Source organism: Mycolicibacterium thermoresistibile (assembly GCF_900187065.1).
Lineage (GTDB): Bacteria > Actinomycetota > Actinomycetes > Mycobacteriales > Mycobacteriaceae > Mycobacterium > Mycobacterium thermoresistibile.
In genome coordinates this window covers 1,081,639-1,103,814 of sequence record NZ_LT906483.1, presented here as the reverse complement: position 1 = coordinate 1,103,814, position 22,176 = coordinate 1,081,639, and the positions used below count along the sequence as shown (strand labels likewise).

At 71.3% G+C, this 22,176-nt stretch carries 19 protein-coding genes; 7 read left to right on the top strand and 12 right to left on the bottom strand.

The features are described from left to right. Nucleotides 1-81: 81 nt before the first annotated feature. Genes CKW28_RS05085 through CKW28_RS05075 form a run of 3 tightly spaced genes read left to right on the top strand, consistent with a single transcriptional unit; the run spans nt 82 to nt 3,461 of the window. A complete protein-coding gene (locus CKW28_RS05085) occupies nt 82-927 on the top strand; it encodes a dienelactone hydrolase family protein (protein WP_003928040.1) in 846 nt (281 codons plus the stop codon). Between the two features lie 2 nt (nt 928-929). Then, a complete protein-coding gene (locus CKW28_RS05080; RefSeq protein ID WP_050812129.1) occupies nt 930-2,378 on the top strand; it encodes a carotenoid oxygenase family protein in 1,449 nt (482 codons plus the stop codon). 42 nt (nt 2,379-2,420) lie between these two features. Further along, a complete protein-coding gene (locus CKW28_RS05075; protein ID WP_003928038.1) occupies nt 2,421-3,461 on the top strand; it encodes an LLM class F420-dependent oxidoreductase in 1,041 nt (346 codons plus the stop codon). Nucleotides 3,462-3,494: 33 nt separating this feature from the next. Here the strand turns inward: CKW28_RS05075 and CKW28_RS05070 are convergent, their stop codons facing one another. The 10 genes from CKW28_RS05070 to CKW28_RS05025 form a co-directional block, all read right to left on the bottom strand. Continuing rightward, nucleotides 3,495-4,895 carry a hypothetical protein gene (locus tag CKW28_RS05070; protein WP_003928037.1) on the bottom strand — a complete coding sequence of 467 codons (1,401 nt, stop codon included), beginning with the start codon at nt 4,893-4,895 and terminating at the stop codon, nt 3,495-3,497. Continuing rightward, complete coding sequence (locus CKW28_RS05065) at nt 4,892-5,203, bottom strand: DUF7162 family protein (RefSeq protein WP_003928036.1); 312 nt, start codon at nt 5,201-5,203, stop codon at nt 4,892-4,894. The genes CKW28_RS05070 and CKW28_RS05065 overlap by 4 nt, the downstream gene beginning before the upstream one ends. Before the next feature lie 37 nt (nt 5,204-5,240). Continuing rightward, the gene (gene glmM, locus CKW28_RS05060) at nt 5,241-6,584 is read right to left on the bottom strand and encodes a phosphoglucosamine mutase (protein ID WP_003928035.1); all 1,344 of its coding nucleotides are present in this window, start codon (nt 6,582-6,584) and stop codon (nt 5,241-5,243) included. Nucleotides 6,585-6,780: 196 nt separating this feature from the next. Next, nucleotides 6,781-7,221, bottom strand: a complete 441-nt coding sequence (locus CKW28_RS05055; RefSeq protein ID WP_131588083.1) for a hypothetical protein — start codon at nt 7,219-7,221, stop codon at nt 6,781-6,783. 316 nt (nt 7,222-7,537) lie between these two features. Next, nucleotides 7,538-7,963: a 30S ribosomal protein S9 gene (gene rpsI / locus CKW28_RS05050; RefSeq protein ID WP_085975202.1), complete on the bottom strand. Its 426-nt coding sequence runs from the start codon at nt 7,961-7,963 to the stop codon at nt 7,538-7,540. 29 nt (nt 7,964-7,992) lie between these two features. After that, nucleotides 7,993-8,436: a 50S ribosomal protein L13 gene (rplM, locus tag CKW28_RS05045; protein ID WP_003928032.1), complete on the bottom strand. Its 444-nt coding sequence runs from the start codon at nt 8,434-8,436 to the stop codon at nt 7,993-7,995. A 370-nt stretch (nt 8,437-8,806) separates the two neighbouring features. Beyond that, nucleotides 8,807-9,103, bottom strand: coding sequence for a WXG100 family type VII secretion target (locus CKW28_RS05040; RefSeq protein ID WP_040548741.1), 297 nt, complete (start codon nt 9,101-9,103; stop codon nt 8,807-8,809). Between the two features lie 31 nt (nt 9,104-9,134). Beyond that, nucleotides 9,135-9,458, bottom strand: coding sequence for a WXG100 family type VII secretion target (locus CKW28_RS05035; protein ID WP_003928030.1), 324 nt, complete (start codon nt 9,456-9,458; stop codon nt 9,135-9,137). 119 nt (nt 9,459-9,577) lie between these two features. Beyond that, entirely contained in the window at nt 9,578-10,801 is a 1,224-nt protein-coding gene (locus CKW28_RS05030) for a type VII secretion-associated protein (protein ID WP_050812127.1), read from the bottom strand. Next, nucleotides 10,798-14,511, bottom strand: a complete 3,714-nt coding sequence (locus tag CKW28_RS05025) for a type VII secretion protein EccC (RefSeq protein ID WP_040548740.1) — start codon at nt 14,509-14,511, stop codon at nt 10,798-10,800. Before CKW28_RS05025 ends, CKW28_RS05030 begins: the two co-directional genes overlap by 4 nt. A 136-nt stretch (nt 14,512-14,647) precedes the next feature. Between CKW28_RS05025 and eccD the strand changes: the two genes are divergently transcribed. Both eccD and mycP read left to right on the top strand, forming a co-directional pair. Beyond that, on the top strand, nt 14,648-16,048 hold the full coding sequence (gene eccD / locus CKW28_RS05020) for a type VII secretion integral membrane protein EccD (RefSeq protein ID WP_003928027.1): 1,401 nt from the start codon (nt 14,648-14,650) through the stop codon (nt 16,046-16,048). Next, a complete protein-coding gene (mycP, locus tag CKW28_RS05015; RefSeq protein WP_003928026.1) occupies nt 16,042-17,394 on the top strand; it encodes a type VII secretion-associated serine protease mycosin in 1,353 nt (450 codons plus the stop codon). Before eccD ends, mycP begins: the two co-directional genes overlap by 7 nt. On the opposite strand, the gene eccB is transcribed toward mycP, so the two are convergent. Beyond that, nucleotides 17,362-18,777, bottom strand: coding sequence for a type VII secretion protein EccB (eccB, locus tag CKW28_RS05010; RefSeq protein WP_003928025.1), 1,416 nt, complete (start codon nt 18,775-18,777; stop codon nt 17,362-17,364). The two genes, mycP and eccB, sit on opposite strands and share 33 nt — an antisense overlap. A gap of 372 nt (nt 18,778-19,149) precedes the next feature. Between eccB and CKW28_RS05005 the strand changes: the two genes are divergently transcribed. Beyond that, entirely contained in the window at nt 19,150-20,451 is a 1,302-nt protein-coding gene (locus CKW28_RS05005) for a DEAD/DEAH box helicase (protein WP_061252237.1), read from the top strand. A 30-nt stretch (nt 20,452-20,481) separates the two neighbouring features. Here the strand turns inward: CKW28_RS05005 and CKW28_RS05000 are convergent, their stop codons facing one another. Further along, on the bottom strand, nt 20,482-21,090 hold the full coding sequence (locus CKW28_RS05000) for a CGNR zinc finger domain-containing protein (protein WP_003925936.1): 609 nt from the start codon (nt 21,088-21,090) through the stop codon (nt 20,482-20,484). Nucleotides 21,091-21,134: 44 nt separating this feature from the next. On the opposite strand from CKW28_RS05000, the gene CKW28_RS04995 reads away from it, so the two are divergent. Next, on the top strand, nt 21,135-22,169 hold the full coding sequence (locus CKW28_RS04995; RefSeq protein WP_003925935.1) for an EamA family transporter: 1,035 nt from the start codon (nt 21,135-21,137) through the stop codon (nt 22,167-22,169). Nucleotides 22,170-22,176 lie beyond the last annotated feature (7 nt).

Below are 22,176 nucleotides of genomic sequence, written 5' to 3'. Positions count from 1 at the left end.
CGTTCGGTCAGAACTGCCAGGTCGTGGCGTTTTGTCGATGACATATCCGACGCTGACCGGCCGGTGGGTTACCGTCATCGGGTGGCGAGCACGAAGAAGCTCTTCGCGGCCCTGCGCCGTCGTGGACCGCACCGGGTGCTGCGTGGCGACCTGGCGTTCGCCGGACTTCCCGGCGTGGTGTTCACCCCCGAGAAGGGGTTCAATCTGCCCGGGGTCGCGTTCGGGCACGACTGGCTGGCCGGGGCCGACCGGTACCAGGGCACGCTGGAACATCTGGCCTCGTGGGGCATCGTCGCCGCGGCGCCGGCCACCGAGACCGGGGTGGCCCCGTCGGTGCTCAATTTCGCATTCGACCTGGGCACCACGCTGGACATCATCACCGGGGTGCGGCTCGGCCCGGGCCAGATCAGCGTGCATCCCGCCAAGCTCGGGGTGGTGGGGCACGGTTTCGGCGGATCGGCGGCGGTGTTCACGGCCGCAGGCCTGCCGCGGAAACCCAAGGCCGTCGCGGCGCTGTTCCCGTCGGTCACCCAACCCCGCGCCGAGGAGCCGGCGGCGACGCTGAACGTGCCCGGCCTCATCCTGACCGCGCCGGGGGATCCCATGACGCTGCGGTCCAACGCCGTGGAACTGGCCCGCGCCTGGCCGACGGCGACGCTGCGCGCGGTGGACAAGGGCAAGGCCGGCGGCCTGATCGAGGGCCGGCGGCTGGCCCGGGTGGTGGGCCTGCCCGGCGCCGACCGCGGCACCCAGAAGACCGTTCGGGCACTGCTCACCGGCTATCTGCTGCACCTGCTGACCGGCGACAAGACCTATCGGGCATTCGCCGAACCCGACGCCGCGCTGCCCAGGACCTCGCTCATCGACCCGACCGCCGACGACCCGGTCGCCCTCGAGGACAAGGTCGTCGCCCTGCTGAAACCCTGATCATGTCGCCGGAGCCGGTGGGGTCGCGCCAGCAGGATTTCTCCGGGTTCACGCCGCTGCACGAGGAGTACGACTATCTCCTCGACGAGGTCGCCGGGGCGGTACCCGAACAGCTGCGGGGCACGGTGTACCGCAACGGACCGGGCCGCCTGGAAGCCGGTGGCCAACCGCTCGGCCATCTCTTCGACGGCGACGGCATGCTGTCGATGTTCCGCTTCGCCGACGGCCGGGTGCGGTTCCGGAACCGGTACGTGCGGACCAGGCACTACCGGAGATCCCGGCACACCAGGGGGGCGCCCTTCCGCGGGCTCGGCACCATGCGGCCCGGCGGCGTCCTGGCCAACGCCCTGCGATTCCCGGTGAACGTCGCCAACACCGCGGTGATCATGCACGCCGGCACACTGTTGGCGCTGTGGGAGGCCGGCCGCCCCACCGAGATCGATCCGGACTCGCTCGACACCGTCGGAGAGTACGACTACGACGGTGAGCTCAGGTGGCTGGGCGCGTTCTCCGCGCATCCCAAATGGGATCCGGACACCGGCGAGATGTTCAACTTCGGCCTCGCGCTGGCTCCGATCCCGAAGCTGGTGTGTTACCGGGTGGACCCCACCGGGCGCCTGACCACCCTGGGCGCCGTGCGGCTTTCCGCGCCGATGTTCAATCACGACGTCGGCCTGACCAAGCGCCACATGGTGTTCGTCGTCCCGCCGCTGGTGTTCCGGCCGTCGAAGCTGGCCGGCGCCGCTCTGGGGCTGCACGATTACATCGACGCGCTCGAGTATGACGCCGAGCGCCCGACGATGATCGCCCTGGTTCCCCGCGACGGCGGCCGGGTCCGGATCGTCCACACCGAACCGCTGATGCACCTGCACATCGCCAACGCCTACGACGACGGCGCCGACACCGTCGTGGAGCTGCTGAACTACGACGCCAGCTGGACGCAGCTCAACGCCCAGTTGCTGACGGTCGACGGCACCGTGCCGGACACCACCATGCCGTACGGCGGCGTCCTGCGCCGGATCCGAATCACGCGCTCGGGCAGGGTGATCCACGAGCCACTCACCGATCTCCGGGGCGACTTCCCGATGCTCAACCCACGCGTCAGCGGCCGCCGCCACCGCTACACCTATCTGGTGGTCGGAGTGGAGGGCAGCACGTATCCGAACGCGGTGGCCAAACTGGACCACCACACCGGGGCATCGACGCTGCACCGGCTACCGCCGGGCCACCTCGCCCACGAACCGGTCTTCATCCCGCGCCCGGGCGGTGCCGCCGAGGACGACGGCTGGCTGGCGGTGGTGGTACAGGACTGTCACCGGCACCGAGCGCATCTGCGGCTGTTGGACGCCGGCGCGGTGTCCGCCGATCCGGTGTTCACCGGTCACCTCCGCCACTCCATGCCGTTGACGTTCCACGGCTGTTTCACACCCCGCGTCGGCCGTTCCGGCTGACGCGGCGCTCCCGGGCCGGAGCCGCGACCCTAGAATTCGCCCATGCGTATCGGCATGCAACTGGCCTATTCCGGCGGTTTCAAGGAAACCGCCGGGCTGGTGGTCGAACTCGAGAAGGTCGGGCTGGATCTCGCGGTGGTCCCCGAGGCCTACTCCTTCGACGCGATCAGCCAGCTCGGGTACCTGGCGGCCAGAACCTCGACCATCCAGTTGGCCACCGGTGTGGTGCCGATCTACACCCGCACTCCGGCGCTGTTGGCGATGACCGCGGCCGGACTGGACTACGTCTCGGACGGACGGTTCACGCTCGGGCTGGGCACCTCCGGCCCGCAGGTGGTGGAGGGGTTCCACGGAGTGCCGTTCGACGCGCCGTTGGGACGCACCCGCGAGGTGGTGGAGATCTGCCGGAAGGTGTGGCGCCGGGAACGCCTGCAATACAACGGACGTCACTATCACCTCCCACTGCCGCCCGATCGGGGAACCGGACTGGGCAAGCCGCTGAAGCTGATCAACCACCCGGTGCGCGAACACATCCCGATCTTCATCGCCGCACTCGGACCGAAGAACGTGCAGCTGACCGCCGAGATCGCGGACGGCTGGCAACCGGTTTTCGTCGACCCCGAACGCATCGACTCGGTGTGGGGTGACGCCTTGCGCGCCGGACGCGCCAAACGGGACCCGACGTTGGGCCCGCTCGATGTGATGGGGACCCCGCCACTGGCCATCGGCGACGACGTGGAGGACCGGATCGCCTGGGTGAAACCGATGCTGGCGCTGTACCTGGGCGGGATGGGCGCCAGGGACAAGAACTTCTACCACAATCTGGCCACCCGCTACGGATTCGGCGCCGAGGCCGACCGGATTCAGGAACTCTATCTGGCGGGGCGCAAGGAGGAGGCGGCCGCGGCGGTGCCCGACGATCTGGTGCGCAGCGTGTCGCTGATCGGACCGGCCGGCCTGGTGGCCGAACGGGTGGCGATGTTCGCCGAGGCCGGGGTGACCACACTGCTGGTCACCCCGCTGGCCACCGACACCGCTGAGGCGGTGCGCTTCATCGAACAGCTGCGGACCATGGTGGCCTGAACGAACCGGCGGTTCTCGATCCGCTACTCCCCTCTACTCCCCGACCTGGGGTAACTCGGCGGCGGCGATCTCACACGGCGTCCCGGTCGCGGTGACCGGCTCGTGCTCCGGCGGCGGGAGCGCGCCCGACACGGGTTCCGGCGCCGGGGCCGTCGGGGGTGGGGTGGCCGGCGCCGGCTCGCCGGCGGCGCCCGTGTCCGCACCGAGGTGGGTCTCGGGTTCCCCGGGTGCGGGGTCCGGGTCGTGCTCTGGGTCCGGAGCCTCCTGCGGGTCCTCTCCGGGGCTCCCGCCCGCATCGGGGTCCCCGTCGTCGGGTGTGTCGTCCTCGGGCGTGTCGTCGCCGCGGTCGTCGTCTTCGGCATCGGTGTCGGCGTCGGAGGCGCCGTCCCGTTCCTCCGTGCCCGCATCCTCCCCGCCTGCATCCTCCCCGCCCATCGGGTCGACCCCGGCGGCGCCGACGCCGTTGCCGAGCGCTTCACCGACCGGCCCGAGCAGTCCCCCGAGCAGATCGACGAGTTGCCTTCCCACGGTGGACAATCCAGCACCCGGATCGGGTAGCCCGCCGCCCGGACCGGTCGGTGGCACGGCGGGAGGCGGCACCCCGGGAGCTGCAGCCTCCGCCGGTGCCGGATCGGCGCCGATCGCAGATGCAGCCCCGTCTGCCACGGGCGGCGAGCCCCAACTCGCCGCCCCCGGCTGGCCCCAATTCGCCGCCCACGGCGGGCCCCAATTCGCCGCCCACGGCGGGGCCTCCCCCTCACCCGCCCCGAAATCCGGGACCGCCGCCGAACCGGTCAGCTCCGCGATCGCCGCGTCGAACTTCTCCTCGATCGACGTCAGGGTCTGGTTCATCACCGTCAGCCACTCGCATCCGATGGCCTCGTCGACGAAGGGTTTCACCTCGGCGTCGACCAGTTCGCTGGCCACCGAGCGGTCCCCGGCACCGGTCAACACCGTGTGGGCAGCGGCCTGCCAGTCGGTGCGCCCGCCGCCGTCGATGCCCTGGGTGGCGGTCACCTTGCGATCCACCAACTGCCACAACTCGGTTCGCAACGTCGTCAGCGCGTCGGCGGCGGTCCGCAACGCGGCGGTGGCCGCCGCCGACGCCGCACCGTGGCGGCGCAACAATTCGGCCGCGGCGGTTCCGCCGACGCCACGCCAGCCCGCGCCGAGGGCCGCCGACTGTCGGTCCTGCAGTTCCAGGACCTCGGCGGCACGGGCAGCGGCTCTGTCCAGCGCGGCCGAATCATCGGCCAGCGCGCCGAGATCCAATCCGTCCTCACTGCGGTACCAGTCGAACACCTGTCCGGGGCGGCCACTCAGGTCCGGTTGCCGGTAGCCCAGCGACTCACATGCCGACAGGTACTCCTGCGCGGCCCGAACCGCGGGCAGCCCGTCGGCGAGTCGAGCTGCGACGTCAAGACCTCCGGTCACAGCAGCTGGATCCGTCGGGCGGCACTCGTGTCGGATTCGGCGTAGCGACCGGCGGTGGCGCGGAGCGCGGCGCTGATCGCGGCGGCCGACCGCGACCACTGCCGCAACCGCTCGACGACCTGATCAACCGCAGCGCGCAGCGCGTCACCGCGGTCGGCGTAGGCGGTGCCGGCCAGGGCCCCGTGGAAGCGCAGCGCGCTCAGTTCGGCGCGGATCGTGGCGTCGATCCGGTCAGCGGCGAGGTGATACCGGTCGGCCGCCGCGAGCAGCGCGGCGACATCGACCCGGGCCGGTTCAGACAATCCCATGTAGGGCTAGGACGCAGCGCCCGCCCGGACGGTTCCGTCAGTTGCCCTGCGCGCTGACCGATTCGGCGACCCGCGCCGCCAGCTGCCGGGCGGTGTCCTCATCGGCCGCCTCCACCATCACCCGGACGACCTGTTCGGTTCCCGAGGGGCGCAACAGGATTCGCCCGGTGTCACCGAGTTCGGCCTCGGCCGCGGCCACCGCGGTGCGGACCGCCGGCGCGGCCGCGACCGCGGCCTTGTCGGCGACCGCCACATTGATCAGCACCTGGGGCAGGGTTCGCATCGGCTCGGCGAGCGCGGCCAGGGTCTTGCCGGTCTGCGCCATCCGCGACATCAGCCGCAGCCCGGTCACGATCCCGTCGCCGGTGGTGCCCAGGGTCGGCATCACGATGTGCCCGGACTGTTCACCGCCCAGCGTGTAGTCCCCGCTGCGCAACTCCTCGAGCACATAGCGGTCCCCGACCGCGGTGGTGCGAACCTCGATACCGGCCGACCGCATGGCCAGGTGCAGGCCCATGTTGCTCATCACCGTGGTGACCAGGGTGTTGGCCGACAACTCACCGGCCTCCTGCATCGCCAGCGCCAACACCACCATGATCGCGTCGCCGTCGATCACCCGGCCGTGCGCATCGACGGCCAGACAGCGGTCGGCGTCGCCGTCGTGGGCCAGACCCAGATCGGCCCCATAGGACACGACCGCCTGCTGCAGCGATTCCATGTGGGTGGAGCCGCAGTTGTCGTTGATGTTCAGGCCGGTGGGTTCGGCGTTGATCGGGATGACATTGGCGCCCGCGGCCCGGTAGGCGCGCGGCGCGACGGTCGAGGCCGCCCCGTTGGCGCAGTCCACCACCACGGTGAGGCCGTCCAACCGGGTCGTGACGGCCTTGGCCACATGCCGCAGGTACCGGTCCATCGCGTCTTCCGCGTCCACGATGCGGCCTATCGCCGCCCCCACCGGACGGTTGCCCGGCCCCTGATTGACCAGTTCCTCGATACGGTCCTCGGCGGCGTCGTCGAGTTTGTGCCCGCCGGGGCCGAACAGTTTGATGCCGTTGTCGGGCATCGGGTTGTGCGAGGCCGAGATCATCACCCCGAAATCGGCGTCGTATGCGCTGGTCAGGTACGCCACAGCGGGAGTCGGCAACACACCCACCCGCCAGGCGTCCACACCTTCGGCGGTCAACCCGGCGATGACCGCCGCCTCGAGCATCTCGCCACTGGCTCGCGGATCCCGCCCCACCACCGCCACCCGCCGGCCGGTACGGCCGGTCGGGGCGGTCAGCCGCCGAGCCGCCGCGGCGGCCACGGACAGCGCCAGTTCCGCGGTCAGATCGCGATTGGCGACTCCGCGCACTCCGTCCGTGCCGAACAGTCGACCCATGCCGACAAACTTCTCATATGCACCCGCCGGGCACACAAACGGCGAGGTCAGCGGGAATGTCGGTGCCCAATCGCACCCGGATCGACACCGAAACGACACACCGCCCGCACCCCGGGTGTGGGATGCGGGCGGCGGTCGGTCAGGTCGTCTCAGCCTCGGGCTCGATCAGCTCTGATCGTCTGACCCACCCAGCTGATCACCGGGAGCCGTGGTCGGTGCCACCGTGCTCAGCCCCGGCCGGGCCGGTCGACGGCGCGGAGGGCACCTCATCCGCCTCATTCGCCGCCACCTCGTCGGACGGGGTGTGCTCGGCCGGCGCGAACCCGGCGTCGTCCTCGTCGGCCTGGGTGAAGGTGATGACCTGGCTGCCCTGGGTACTCGTGCAGGTCACCTCTGCCGCGTCGCCGCGTTCCACCGCGCTCAGCTGCGCGTTGGTGACCGAATCGCCGCATACCAGGCCGGCGATCTGCTCGGCAGCGGTGACGTCGACGTCTTCGATGGTCGTGATGGTGCCCAGCGCGACGTCGATCTTGCCGTCCTCGGTGCCCGCCGGTTCCGGCTGGGCGTTCGCGAGGCCGAGACCGGCCGCGAAAAGCAACGATCCACCTGCGACGGCCCCGAGGGCCGTCCTCGTCATCAAGCTCAATGATTCTCCTCTCGCTGTGTGGCGGGATCCGTGCCACACCGGTACGGGCGCAGCAGCGATCGGGAAAGATCCCCCCGTTGATCCCGCCTCCCACGTCGGGAAGCCCACCCTCACGGGCGGCCGAGTCCAGGCTTACCCGCAGTCCGGCGGCCTTCAAACCGCTGCCCCGCGCAGCGCGGGCGTCGGCCGCGGGAAATCCCGCCGTGAGGTGCGCGGGAGGTGAATTGTGTGACCTGCGCCACAAAAGCACATCGCCGGGCGACCGCAGCTGCGGTACACCCGGCGACGTGCCGTGAGTGAGAAATTCTCAGCGCTTGCTGTACTGGGGCGCCTTGCGGGCCTTCTTGAGCCCGTACTTCTTGCGCTCGATCTCCCGCGGATCGCGGGTGAGGAAACCGGCCTTCTTCAACGCCGGGCGATCCTCGGGCTGCGCGATGGTCAGCGCCCGCGCGATGGCCAGCCGCAGCGCACCGGCCTGCCCGGACGGGCCGCCGCCGTCGAGGTGCGCGTAGATGTCGAACTGCTCCAGCCGGTCCACGGTCACCAACGGGGCCTTGATCACCTGCTGGTGCACCTTGTTCGGGAAGTAGTCCTCCAGGGTGCGGCCGTCCAGGTTGAACTGACCGGTGCCGGGCACCAGCCGCACCCGCACCACGGCCTCCTTGCGGCGGCCGACAGCCTGGATGGGCCGGTCGATGATCGGCTGCTGCTGATATTCCTCGACAGCAGTCAGTTCGCCGGTTTCGGATCCAGTCGCTTGTGTCACTGCGTCACCTGCTTGATCTCGTACGGAACCGGCTGCTGAGCGGCGTGCGGATGGTCCGGACCGGCGTACACCCGCAGCTTGGTCTTCATCTGCCGCCCGAGCTTGGTCTTGGGCAACATCCCCACGATCGCCTTCTCGACCACACGTTCGGGATGCCGCCGCAGCATGTCACCGAGCGACCGGACGCGCAGACCGCCCGGGTAACCCGAGTGGCGGTAGTAGAAGGTGCGCTCCGGCTTGTTGCCGCTCATCGAGACCTTCTCGGCGTTGACGATGATGACGAAATCGCCACCGTCGACATTGGGGGTGTACGTCGGCTTGTGCTTGCCGCGCAGCAGCGTCGCTGCCGCCGCGGCGAGCCGGCCGAGTCGCACGTCGGTGGCGTCGATGACATACCACGACCGCGTGGTGTCACCCGCCTTCGGCGTGTAAGTAGGCACAGCGCTACCTTTCGGTGTCGGCCCTCTCGGGTTTCGGTTGCCGGTCAGGGCGTGGACGGAGGGGACACCTCGGCGACCGACATCGACCCGAGGACCCGCTGCGCCCGGAACGGGCGGACCGCACGCCAGCGAATGAGCTTACCGGCGGCCTCCGGTGCAGGTCAAAACGGTCTCGACCGGGACCGGAGGCGCCGAACGTGAGCCCATGTTCGACGTGTGCGCTGATTCTCGCACACGAGCTCACGTTCGGCGCCGGCCTGCTGTGCGGTCCCGGCGGCTCCCCTCCACCGGAACCGCACAGAGCCTCCTGATGAAAAGGGGTCTCGCGAGAACAGGGATCTCGCGATGACCAGGGTCTTGAAGGGGGCCGTCACAGCCCCCAGGCGTTGGCCGCCGCCCGGTCGGTCGCGGCCACATCGTCCGCGCCGTCGCGGACCGCGTTGCCCAGGCCGATCAGGATGTTGTTGAGCGCCGCCGCGGCCTGATCCCACCGGCTCTGCTCCAGGCGGTACGCCTCGGCGGCCGCGCGGGTCCAGGTCTGCTGCAGCGGAGCGATCCGGGCGCGCAGATCGGCCAGCGCGGCGTTGAACCGCGACGCGGTGGTGTGGATGTCCTGCCGCACCGTGTACTCGATCTCATCGAAGTTGTACGAGAGCACTGGATTCATGGTTTCCCCTGTTCTCTACAGATCGGCTTTTCTACAGATCAGCCGAAGCGGCGCCGATGCGGTGGGCGTGGTTCTCCCCCGCCTCCCGCAGCACACGTTCGTTACCGCGGATGGTCTCGGCGATCCGCTGTAGCGACGCGTGCAGCCTGAGCGATTCGGTGTTCCATCGGTCCACCACCTCCCGGAACCGAAGCGCCGCCGCCCCGCCCCACACCGACGGCGGCACCGCGCTCATCCGGCCGATGAACGACTGCAGCAGCGCGCGCAATTCCTCGTTACGGGTGTCGGTCTCGGCAGCGACCGCGCACATCAACTCGAAATCGGTGGTCAGCGCCCCGCCCGCGGATTGCATCATCGTCGTCCCTTTCACTGCCCGTTGAGGTGTCGGATATCAGGTTCGACGCCGACGAGCCAGATCCGGTTCCAGAGATTCGATTGAGATCCGGGGATTCGAGATCCGGGGATCCGGGAAGTTCAGACGACCGCGTGTGCGGACCGAACCGCCTGCTCGCATATCGGGTCCGAGACGGCGTCCGTCCCGCTGTCGCGCGGCAACGGATACTGACAGCCGATCGCGATCCGCACCTCCCGGTCCAGCAGGACCACCCACTCGATGTGGTGGCCGGCGCGCACCTCCCGATAGCTGACGACGGCGCGGTCACCCCGCTGATCGGCGGGATCGAACGCGGTGAACACACCGTCGCGTTGATCGCGCAGCGCCGCCGCCAGCGCGTCGGCCATCTGCCGGTGCGTGTGGCCCGCCGGCACCACGGACTGGGTGATGTGCAACGCGCGCCGTGGATTCTCCGGTGAGACCAGTTGCAGGCGCGCCGATCCCGGCCCGCCGGTGACCCGCTGCGGCGGCCACGACACCGGCACCACCACCCCGATGCGGCCCTCCACCAGCAATGTCGTCGGCATGGAATCCGGCATCGTCGTCTCCGTTCGCTCCGGCCCGGCCGATGACGGCCACACCCCCATCAGGGTGAGCGTCAGGGCGGCCAGCACCGCCCCCGCGACGACACCGCCCGCAGCGGGCCGCCGGCGCCGGCGGGCGCCGAAGCGGTCGGTCTTCCCCGGGGCCCGGGTCTTGCGCTCGGGTTCCGCCGGTGGTTGGCGCCACCAGTCGGGCTCGGCGACGGTGACCGCAATCCGTCTGCGCCGCAACTGGTCTGCGAGGAAACCGGCCAGGACTGCGGCACCGGGCACTTCGGCGGGCGCGTCGACGAGCACCGCTGCCGGTCGGACGGGCAGCGTCGTCACCGTGGCGCAGACGACCGAGCAGACACCGTCGACATCGTCGGATCTGGCGACGAGCTCAACCGTGCCCGCGGCGCACACCGCGACATGCTCCGGCGCGATCTCCACCACCGCTCCCGTGGTGCCGGCCCGCTCGGCGAGAAGTTCGGCGCGGCGGTGCACCTCCACCAGCTCGGCGACGGTGCGCGCGGCGTCGAACACCCGCTGGACCCGATCCCGTGACCACCACCGCGGGCAGATCAACCGGACCGCCGGCGGGTCCGCACCGGCCGCCGCGTGGAGCACCTGCCGCCACAGGCCGGTGACCGACCTGGGCTTCCCGGCGACCAGGGCGAGCTCATCGTCGATGAATTCCACTGCCGCGGCGCCGAGTTCGGGATCCACCGGATGCGGGCCGAGCACCATCGCCGGGCCGGCGGCGACCGCGACGCCGGTCACGGCGGCTCGATCCACGAGACCTGGATCAGCTGCGCCGGCCTGCCACGGGTGAGCAGCGTCGCACGGCCAGGCGGCAGGGGCGTCGCGCGCACCGATCCCCACAGCTGGCCTTCCTCGGGCGGGGCACTCAGCATCAGCCCTGCCGCGCCCGTCTCCCGCAGCCGGGCCGGCAGCGGGTCGAACATCGCCCGGGCGGCGCCACCGGCACGCCTAGCGACGATCACATGCAGCCCGATGTCCCTGCCGTGCGGCAGCAGTTCGGTCACCGGTGTCAGCGCGGCGGCGGCGGATTCGGCGACCAGGTCGTAATCGTCGATCACCAGGAACAACTCGGGCCCGGTCCACCACGACCGGTCCCGCAGTTGCCGTTGCGTGACCGCGGCGTCGGGTAACCGTGCGCGCAGTCGGTCGACGAGACCGGCCAGCGCGGTCTGCAGGGTCGGCGGCGACATCGCATATGCCCCGAGGTGTTCGGTCTCGACGACGCCGAGCAGTGTGCGCCGGAAATCCACGAGCAGCAGTTGCGCCGCAGTCGGCGAGTGGGTGCGCAGGATCTCCCGGCACACGGTGCGCAGCGCCGCGGTCTTGCCGCTCCGCGGGTCGCCGAGCATCACCAGATGCGGTTGTTCGGTGAGGTCGAGGGTGACCGGCTCCAGGTCCGTCTCACCGAGTCCCAGGATCGTCCGTGCGCGTTGTACCTCGGACGCCGCGGCGAGCACCGTCTCATGGTCGACGCGGCCGGGCAGCAACTCGACCGGCGGGGCGGTGCGCTGCTGATAGCGGATGTGCAGGGCTTGCGCGCTGGCGGCGATCGAGGCGGCCAGCCCGGTGGTGGACGCGGCCTCGTCGAGGCGAGGGAGCGCGATCGTGAGTTCCCGGCCGTCGCGGGTGATCCCGCGCCCGGGCGGGCTGTCGATCAGGTGCCGTGCCCGGCGGCGGTCCATCTCCGAGTCGGCCGGGTCACCCAACCGCAGCTCGATGCGGGTGCCGAGCTGATCCTTGAGCACCGGCCGCAGCTCGGCCCACCGGGATGCGGTCACGACGACGTGCACACCGTAGCCGAGTCCCTGGGCGGCCAGCGCGGCGATACGCGGTTCGATGGTGTCGAATTCGTTGCGGATCACAGCGATTCCGTCGATCACCAGGAAGACGTCACCGTACGGATCGTCCCGCTGTCGGCGCCGGCGGCGTTCGGCCATCGAATCGACGCCCGCGGCCCGGAACCGGGTCTCGCGGTCGGCGAGGATCTTCTCCAGCACCGCCACGATCCGGCTGATCAGCTCGGCGTCGCCGCGGCCGGCAACCGCCCCGACATGGGGCAGCGCAGACAACGCGGTGAGGGCGCCGCCGCCGCAGTCCACGCAGTACACCTGGACGTCGCGGGGATCGTGGGTGGCCGCCAGCGCCATGACCAGGGTCCGCACCACGGTGGACTTGCCCGACTGCGGCCCACCCACCACCGCCACATTGCCGTCGGCCCCGGCCAGGGCGGCGACGAGGGGGATCCGCCGCTGCTCGAACGGACAGTCGACGACACCGATCGGCACCGTCAGCGGGGCGCCGTGCCGCGCCGACAGCAGCGCCCCGAGGGGCGGTGAGGCCGACAGCGGTTCCAGCCAGACCCGGTGCGCCGCGGTGCCGTGGCCGGCCAGCCGGTCCACCACCGTGTCGAGCAGGGTGCGCACCGGCCCGTCGGAACGCATCCGGTCAGCGGAGGCGGCTGCGGGTTCCGGCGTGAACACCCGGGGCGCATCGGGTTCGGCCGGCTTTTCGCGGGTTCTCAGAAGCGGTCCGGACACATAGGCGGTCTGAAATCGCACCAGCTCGTCGGACACCGTCTTCAGCAGCGCCGCACCCGGACGGGCGGGCAGCTGATAGGCGTCGGGCACGCCCAGGACGGCTCGGGAGTCGCCGGCGGAGAACGTCTTCAGGCAGATCCGGTACGACAGGTGGGTCTCCAGACCGCGCAGTCGGCCCTCGTCGACCCGCTGGCTCGACAACAGCAGATGCATGCCCAGTGACCGGCCGAGCCGACCGATCGCCACGAACAGTTCGGCGAACTCCGGGTGCTGGGCCAGCAGTTCGGAGAACTCGTCGACCGCGATCAGCAGGGCGGGCAGCAGCGGCAGATCGGGCCGGGTCGCCCGGGCCGCGGTGTACTCGGCGAGGTCGGCGGCGTTTCCGGCCGCGCGCAGCAGCTCCTGCCGGCGGTTCAGCTCACCGGACAGCGCGTCGTACATGCGCGCCACCAGGTGCGCCTCGTCCGACAGATTGGTGATGACCGCCGACACGTGGTTGGCCCGCTCCAGACCGAGAAACGTCGCGCCGCCCTTGAAGTCGACCAGGATCAGGTTCAGCACCTCGGGCGGGTGGACGGTGATCAACCCCAGCACCAGGGTCCGCAGGAGCTCGGACTTGCCCGATCCGGTTGCGCCCACGCACAGTCCGTGCGGTCCCATGCCGCCGCGTGCGGCCTCGTTGATGTCGAGATCGAGCCGGGCACCGGTCTCGGAGACGCCGAGGGGAACCGGCGACAGCACCGCGCCCGCGCCGCCGGTATCGGCCCATCGGGTGTCTGGCAGCAGCTCCGGATCGTCGACATCCATCAACTCCAACCAGTTCCACGGCGACCGGTTGCGTACCGCCGCGGTCCGGAACGCCGACAGCCGGCGTGCGCACGCCAGCGCAGCGACCGGGCTGAGACTGTCGGTGCACCGGTCGCGGTCCCCGGTGTCCAGGAGCAGTTCGTCCGTCCGGATGGAATCGGCGGCGGATGCGACGGTGAGCACGGTGACGCCCGGCGGCGCCGCATCCTCACCGCGATGACCGTCGCGGATCACCAGCCAGCGCGCCCGGTCCGCGGCGCGATCGATCTCGGTGAGGTCGCGGTGTCGGAGGTGCCCGGTGCACCACGGATGCCGGTGGTGCGGCAGCCATTTCAGCCAGTCCCAGACACCGTCGTCGCCGGTGGTCACGGTGGCGATGCGCAGCACGTCGGGGCCGTGCAGCACCGCCAGCTGGCAGATCATCGCCCGGGCCAGCCCGTGGGCGTCGTCGCCGGTGACGGTGATCGCGGAGTGGTCGAACACCGCGACCGTGTCGGGCAGATCGGGCACTGTGGCCCGGACCCGCAGCAGCCGTTGCACCGCGGAGACGGTGACCGGGTCGGCTTCCTCGGCGGGTGGCAGGTCGGGCGGGATCAGCCCGGGTGTCAACGGCTGCGCGGCGACGCCGACGCGGATACGGCCGAAATCGGGGTCGGTGGGCGCGCGTTCCCACATCCGCGGCCCACCGGCCAGCGTCCACAGGGCATCCGGACGCGGATGCCGCCGGTGCAGCGACCGCTGCTGCGCGGTGGCCGCTGCCGCCGCCTGCCGGTCCAGTTCGTCGAGATGCCGTAGATACTGCCGGCGGTCCGCGTTCAGTTCGGCGGTGCGGTGCGTGCCGCGCGCCCCGTACGCCAGGGTGCCGACCGCCGACGCCACCATCAGCACCGGAAAGAACGAGAACACCGGGGTGCGCATGGCGGAGTTGCCGGAGGTGAAGTACAGCACCAGCATTCCGGCCATCGCGACCACCATGACCAGCGGCAGCAACCGGGCTACCGGGTTCGCGGGCAGCTCGCGGGGCACCGGCGGGGGCGCCCGGACGATGAGCGCACGGTCCGGCGGTGCCGGCGCGGTCCCCGGGGATCGTCGAGAGAACTCCATCGGTCATACGACGCCGCGACGGCGCATGCGGTTCCCGGCGGTGGCCGGATGGCTGTGGACGAGCAGAATTGCCGCGCTGAGACCCCCGCCGTTCGGGTTAGCGTGCCGGGAACAGGTTTTGCGGGGGGGTGGTCACGTGAGCGATTCGGTCCGCCGGGTCAGCGTGCAGATCGACACGCTGGTCGACATGCTGATCGGCACCGACCGCGGCGGCACCGTCATCGATGTGACGCTGCCGTCCGGCGTCGAAGTGGCCGAACTGATTCCGGCGATCGTGGATCTCGCCGTCGGTGCCGACGGCGTCGACGCCGAATCGCCCACCGCCTGGAAGCTGGCGCGGGTCGGCGGGACGGTGCTGGATGCCTCCCGCACCCTCACCGAGAACGGGATCCGCGAGGGTGAACTGCTGATGCTGACCGGTGCGGCATCGGCACCGGTGACACGCGCCGAGGCCCCGCCCGGCCTCGAGCCGGCCGCCGGACGGTGGCACGGCGCCCGGACGGCGCTCGCCCTGTGGTGTCCGATCGCGGGGACCGCCGCGGTGGTCTGGACCGGTCTGATGCGCGATGACATCGGTCGCACCGTGCCGGCGGCCATGCTCACCGTCGGCGCCGTGGCGGCGGTCCTGCCGTATCGGCATCGACGCGATCCCCTGACCGCGACGGCGTCCGCGCTGATCGTGGTGATGCTCGCCGCGGTGCTCGGTCTGCTGGTGGTGCCCGACGGGCCCGGCCCACCGAATCTGATGCTGGCCGCCGCGGCCGCCGCGGCCGCGGCAATGGTGATGGCCCGGTTGACCGGGGTGGACATCGTCGGCCTGACTGCGGTCGCGACGGGGGCGGCGGCCGTGGCGATCTCGCTGATTCCCGCCGTACTGTGGCCGGTCCCGACGGTGGTGATCGGTGTCCTGACGGCGTCCCTGTCGATGGCGGTTCTCGCCGTGGCACCGCGATTGTCCATCGCGCTGGCCGGACTCACCCCCGCCCCGGACGGCGGTCCCGACGCACCCGGATCGCTGTTCGACGACGCCCCGGCGGCTCCCCGGCTGGTCCGCGGTAACGCGATCCTGACCGGGATCCTCACCGGTGCGGCGGTCACCGCCGTCATCGGGACCACCCTGATCGCGCTGGGAGGGGTGCTGGTCGGGCAGGCGGCGCGGGAACCGGGATCCGGCCCCGGCGGGCCGTGGTGGACCGGTCCGCTCTTCACCGCCCTGCTGGCCGCGGCGCTGGTGTTGCGGGCCCGCTCGCACGCCGATGCGCTGCGCCGCGGTGTCCTCGTCGGATGCGGGGTAGGCTGCGCCACAATGGCTTTCACCGCGGTGGTGATCGAGCATCCAGGTCAGGCGAGCGCGTGGGGCGCGCTGGCTGTGGCGATCGGGCTGGTCGCGGCCGGCGGACGACCGTCGGCACCGGTCAGCCCGCTGATCCGGCGGGCCGCGGATGTGGCCGAGTGTGTCGTGTTGGCTGCGCTGGCACCGCTGGCCTGCTGGGTCGCCGGGGTGTACGGCCTGGTCCGCGGGCTCGCGTTGTGGTGAGATCCGCTCCCGCCCGACTGGCCCGCGGATTGGCGATCGCGGTCACCGCTTCGCTGGTGGGCGCCGCGCCGGGGGCGCACGCGGTCACCCCACCGCCGATCGACCACGCTCGGCTGCCCCACGCCGGACCGGCCGCCCCACCGCAGCGAACCGAACAACAGGGACCCTGCCTGCGGCCGGCCCAGCGCCGCACCGGCGATGCGGTGCTGTCCGGGTTCACCGCCGCGGATCTGGCCGCGGTGTGGCGGTTGACCCGCGGCGGCGGGCAGGCGGTCGCGGTGATCGACACCGGCGTGGCCCGCCATCGCCTCCTGCCCAGGGTGATTCCGGGCGGTGACTTCGTCCACCGCGGGGACGGCACAGACGACTGTGACGGACACGGAACCATCGTGGCGGGGCTCATCGCCGCCGCACCGGGCGACGGGCGAGCCGGATTCAGCGGGATCGCCCCGGAGAGCTCGATCATCGCGATCCGCCAGTCCAGCAACAAATTCCGGGCGACCGATCAGCCGTCCGGAACCGGCTACGGTGATGTCGACACCCTGGCCATGGCGATCCGCACCGCGGCCGATCTGGGCGCGTCGGTGATCAACGTCTCCTCGGTGGCGTGCCTGGCCGCGACCGAACCCCCGGATGACCGGGCGCTGGGCGCGGCACTGGCCTACGCCGTGGACGTGCGCAATGCGGTGGTGGTCAGCGCCGCCGGAAACGTCGGCGGTGCGGGACAGTGCCCACACCAGAATCCGGTGACCGGCCGGCGTCCGGATTGGGCGACGGTACGCGCCGTCGTCACCCCGGCCTGGTATGACGACCTGGTTCTCACCGTCGGTTCGGTGAACGCCGAGGGCCACCCCTCCGACTTCACCCTGGCCGGGCCGTGGGTCGATGTGGCGGCACCGGGCGAGGATGTGCTGTCGCTCGACCCCGACGGTGAGGGACTCGTCGACGCCCTGCCGGGACCGGGCGGCGACACACCGATTGCCGGAACAAGTTACGCCGCACCGCTTGTCGCGGGGCTGGCCGCGTTGGTGCGGGCCCGCTGGCCGCAACTGACCGCCCGTCAGGTGATGCAACGGATCCGCGACACCGCCCGGACGCCGGCGTCCGGCTGGAATCCCCTTGTCGGCCACGGCGTCATCGATCCGCTCGCCGCGGTCAGCGGGGATCCGGCGCCCGGCCGGCCCGCCCCGGCTCACCTCACCCGGACGCTGCCCGCCCCGACCACACCGGCAGCCGACCCCGCACCGCGCCGGATCGCGTTCGGCGGTGCGCTGCTGTGCCTGGCCGCCGCCGGCGCTGCGGTGTTCGGCCGGTCAGGCCGGCGGGGCCCCGTCGCGGCTGACTGAGGCGGCCTGCGCACCCAGTTCCGGACCACGCGGCAACCGGGCCAACATCGGCCACGGCGCCGGCCGGGCGTCGGCGGGCAGACCCAGCCACTGCGCGGCCTCCTCGTCGTGGACGCCGAACACCACCCCGGAATCGGTGAGCAGGAACAACGAGCCCGCGATACCGCCGTCGCCGGTGAGCCCGGTGGCCCGCACGAACGCATACCGTCCCCCGGGCATGCCGACCGCGTCGACGGCCGGACCCGATCCGTCGGCCTGCGCGAGCACCACCCGCGCCCCGTCGGGCGCCGAATCTCTCAGCAGCAACGACGTTCTCGGACTTCCGTCGGCACCGTCCCACTGGACGCACAGCACCGGCGCGGACCTGGTCTCGATGCGGTCCGGAAAGGTGGCGACGCGCAGATGGTCGACCGCCGGCACCGCGGCGATGACCTCCGCCGCCACCGTGGCGATCTCGCGGTGCGGTTGAGCGGTGGTGAACCGGATCAGATCGGCGGTGATGCGGCCCACCCGCTGGACACCGTCGGCGAGCACCACGAAATAGTCGGATTCGGTACCCGACTCCGGTCCGACCTCACCACCGGCGGCCGAGGCACGCGCCAACCGCACCACAGTGCCGACCGGAATCCGGGACAGCGGCGCCGGCCCGGGTGTGCCCGCCGCCGGAATCCCCGGCGGGGTGAGCGGCGGGGATTCCGGGATCGCCTCGAGCACCGCATCGGAAACCGATTGCGGCTCGACGTTCTCGAGGCGCAGCGCGCGCACCACGGCGGTGTCGCGCAGATCCACCGCGGCCCGGGCGCCGTCGTGGAGCAGATAGGTGCCGTGCCCGCCGGCGGAGCGCACCAGCACCGCGTCGGGATCATCACGTCGATCACCGAGGCGGTCACCGGCGACCGGTTCCCCGACCCACAGCGTGGTGGTCGTGCCGTCGCAGAGCGTCCACGTCGACTGCCCGGGCGGCAGCGCACGGCCGATCGATCCCGGTGCGCCCGGGATGCCGACCATGGGCCCGCGTTCGGCGTCCGCCAGCGCCGTCGCGCTGACCGGTTGCGGATCGGCCGCCGTCCGCGCCGCCAGCCGCGCCGAGGCCAGGTTCGGCGTCGGGTGCCAGGTGTCGTCGATGCGCACGTACAACGCCCCGGATTCGCGCTCCATCACGATCTGCGCCGAGTCGAGCCGACCGGCGGGCCGCAGGAGGGCCAGCACCGCGCAGCCGGCCACCGCCACCGCCGCCAGCACCGCACCGGCGGTCAACGCCAGCGACTGGGCACGCAGCGGATCGTCGAGCATCCGCACATCGGCGCGCACCAGCGCGTGTTCCATCCGGCGCAACATGAAGCGGTACCCGCTGACCTGCAGTCGGGTCGTCGGTTGGCCCACCGCCGAACCCCCGTTGTCCCCTGTGGTGAAGCCCGTTGCAGAGCCCGGATTCACGGTAACCGGCCGGCACGGTGGTCAGGCGCACCAATTCGAGGGGGTATAGTGAGGTCTGCGGCATCATCAGTTCTGCCTCATGCCGCGTTTCTGTTCGTCTGGCCGCCGCCAAACCAGAATCCCCGGACCAGGGGAATCAGGCGCCCAACACAAGGGGCCGGAACCCGTTTCCGCGCCGGCAGGACGACACCATCGATCTTTCGGAGCTTTCACTTGTCTGTTCATGACACCCCGGGCACCGCTGTGCCCACACCCGCTGGGCCCACACCCGCTGGGCCCACACCCCCTGGGCCCACACCCACTGTCACCTTCGCGGAGCTGGACCTACCCGCCGCGGTCGTCACCGCACTGGCCGACGCCGGTGTTCATACCCCGTTCCCGATCCAGGCCGCCACGCTGCCGGATTCGCTGACCGGGCGCGACGTGCTCGGCCGCGGCCGCACCGGATCCGGCAAGAGCTACGCGTTCCTGCTGCCGGTGGTGGCGCGGCTGGCGCGGCAACCCCGCACACGCACCCCGCGCCGTCCCCGCGCGCTGATCCTGGCGCCCACCCGCGAACTGGTCACCCAGCTGGCCACGGCGCTGGCGCCGTTGGCGGCGGTCACCGGGCTGCGGTCGGTCACCGTGTTCGGCGGGGTCGGCGCCCAGCCGCAGATCCAGCGGCTGCGCGCCGGCGTGGACATCGTCCTCGCCTGCCCCGGGCGGCTGGAGGACCTGATGTCATCCGGCCATGTCGACCTCTCCGGTGTGGAGATCACCGTGCTCGACGAGGCCGACCACATGGCCGACCTGGGCTTCCTGCCCGGGGTGAAGCGCCTGCTGGACCGCACCCCGCGGGACGGCCAACGGCTGCTGTTCTCGGCCACCCTGGATGCCGGTGTGGACGTGCTGGTGCGGCGCTACCTCGACGATCCGGTGGTGCACAGCGTCGACTCCGAACAGTCGCCGGTCACCGACATGGCCCACCATGTGCTGCACGTGCAGCCTTCCGCGCGCATCGACGTCCTCACCGACCTGGCCGCGGCGCCCGGGCGCACCATCGTCTTCGCCCGCACCAAACACGGCGCGAAGAAGCTTGCCCGGCAGTTGAATTCACGCGGTGTGCGAGCGGTCGAACTGCACGGGAACCTGGCCCAGAATGCCCGCACCCGCAATCTGACCGCGTTCGCCGACGGCTCGGCCACGGTGCTGGTGGCCACCGACATCGCCGCCCGCGGCATCCATGTCGACGACGTCGGGCTGGTGGTGCACGCCGATCCGCCGGTCGAGCACAAGGCGTATCTGCACCGGTCCGGACGGACCGCGCGGGCCGGCGCTTCCGGCACGGTGGTCACCCTGATGCTCGACGATCAGGTGTCCGACGTTCGAGCCCTCACCCGCAAGGCCGGCGTCAAACCCGTCATCACCCGATTCACCGGCCCGCAGCATCCCGTGCTGCACCAGATCGCGCCCGGCGAACGGATTTTCACCACACCGATCGGCACCGCACCGCCCGGGACCGCGCCGGCGGGAACCGACCGGCCGCGGCGGCCGCGTCCCGCTGCCCGGGCCGGCGTCGCCGGCGACGGGCGGGCCCGCAGGCCGCGCCGCCGGGCCACCCGGCCGTCTCTGACCCGATGACCGCCGGGTCGGCGGGCCCGGGTGTCGTGTTCACCGCGCCTTGGCCCGCCGTTCCCGGTACGCGGCGACGTGCTGGCGGTTCCCGCAGTTGCCGGTGTCGCAGAATCTGCGGGACCGGTTGCGGGACAAGTCGATCAACACGGCGTTGCAGTCGGGCGCGGCGCAGACCTTGAGCCGTCGCAACTCACCGGCGCGGATCAGATCGGCCAGCGCCATCGCGATCTCGGCCCCCATCCGCTGCCACAGCGGCGCATCGGCGGCGGTCAGGTGCAGATGCCACTCGGTCTGCCGGTCCAGGCCGTTCCGCTGTCCGGCCACCGTCGACGACGCGAACTCGGGGTGACGGGTCAACCAGGGCGTGGCACGGGTGTCGCGCAACAACGCGTTGACCAGCTCGACGGTCTTCTCCTCATCGTCGGCGACCGCCCAGATCGCGCCGAGACGCCGCCGCAGCCGGTGCACCGACCGCAGTTCGGCGGCGTCCCGGTCGCGGCGACCGGTCCAGCCGTATTCGTCCAGAAACGCCTCCAGGTCGCGCGGCGCGCCGAGTTGCTCACCGGCCACGCGGTCGCTGTTCACCAACGCACACGCGGAGCGCAAGGTGAGCTCAGTGTCATGACCGAAAAGCAATTGACTCATGACTCCCTTCGGCGGTAATGTCATGACCATAAGCTATTTTACTCATGACATCGGCGGTATTCCCGGGAGGTGACTTGGCGCGGATTCATTCTGCCGTCAACCACTTCCGGCTCGGCTTGGTGTTCGCTATCGCCTCGGCGAGTGCGTTCGGGATGTCCGGACCGCTCGCCAAATCACTGTTGGAAGCCGGCTGGAGCCCGGCCGCGGCGGTCACCGCCCGGCTCACCGGCGGCGCGCTCGTCCTCGCGCTCTTCGCCACCGCGATCAAACCCGGCTGGCTGCGCGAGGCGGTGCGGCACCGTCACACCGTGGTGCTGTACGGGATCGTCCCGGTCGCCGGCACCCAACTGGCCTACTACCACGCGGTCTCGCACCTGTCGGTCGGGGTGGCCCTGCTGCTGGAGTACACCGCGCCGATCCTGGTGGTCGGCTGGCTGTGGCTGGTCCACCGGCGCACCCCGGCCCGCCTGACCCTGGCCGGAACCGCCCTCGCCGTCGGCGGGATGACGTTGGTGCTCGACGTGTTCAGCGGAGCCCACTTCGACGTCGTCGGCCTCGCCTGGGGTTTGACGGCCGCGGTGTGCTCGGCGTCCTACTTCCTGATGTCCGACCGGGTCGGCACCGGTGAGGACGGGCTGCACCCGGTCACCCTGGCCGCCGGCGGCCTGCTCGTCGGCGCCGTCACGGTGGCCACCGCGGGTGCGGTGGGGATCGCACCGCTGACCTTCACCACCGGCGACACCGTGATCGCGGGCGTGACCATGTCGTGGCTGGTTCCGGTGATCGGCCTCGGCGTGATCGCCACCGCCATCGCCTACACCCTGGGCATCATCGGCATCGCGCTGCTGCGGCCCCGGTTCGCCTCCCTGGTCGGCCTGTCGGAGGTGATGTTCGCGACCGTGGCGGCCTGGCTGCTGATCGGCGAGACCGTGACCCCGGTGCAGGCGGTCGGCGGAGTGATCGTGCTGACCGGGCTGGCGCTTGCCAGGCAGGGTGATCGACCGGTGCCCGGCACCGGCGACACGCCGACGACACCGGTGGACGACGGCCCGGATCGACGGGTCCCCGAGCTTCATTAGCTCAAAC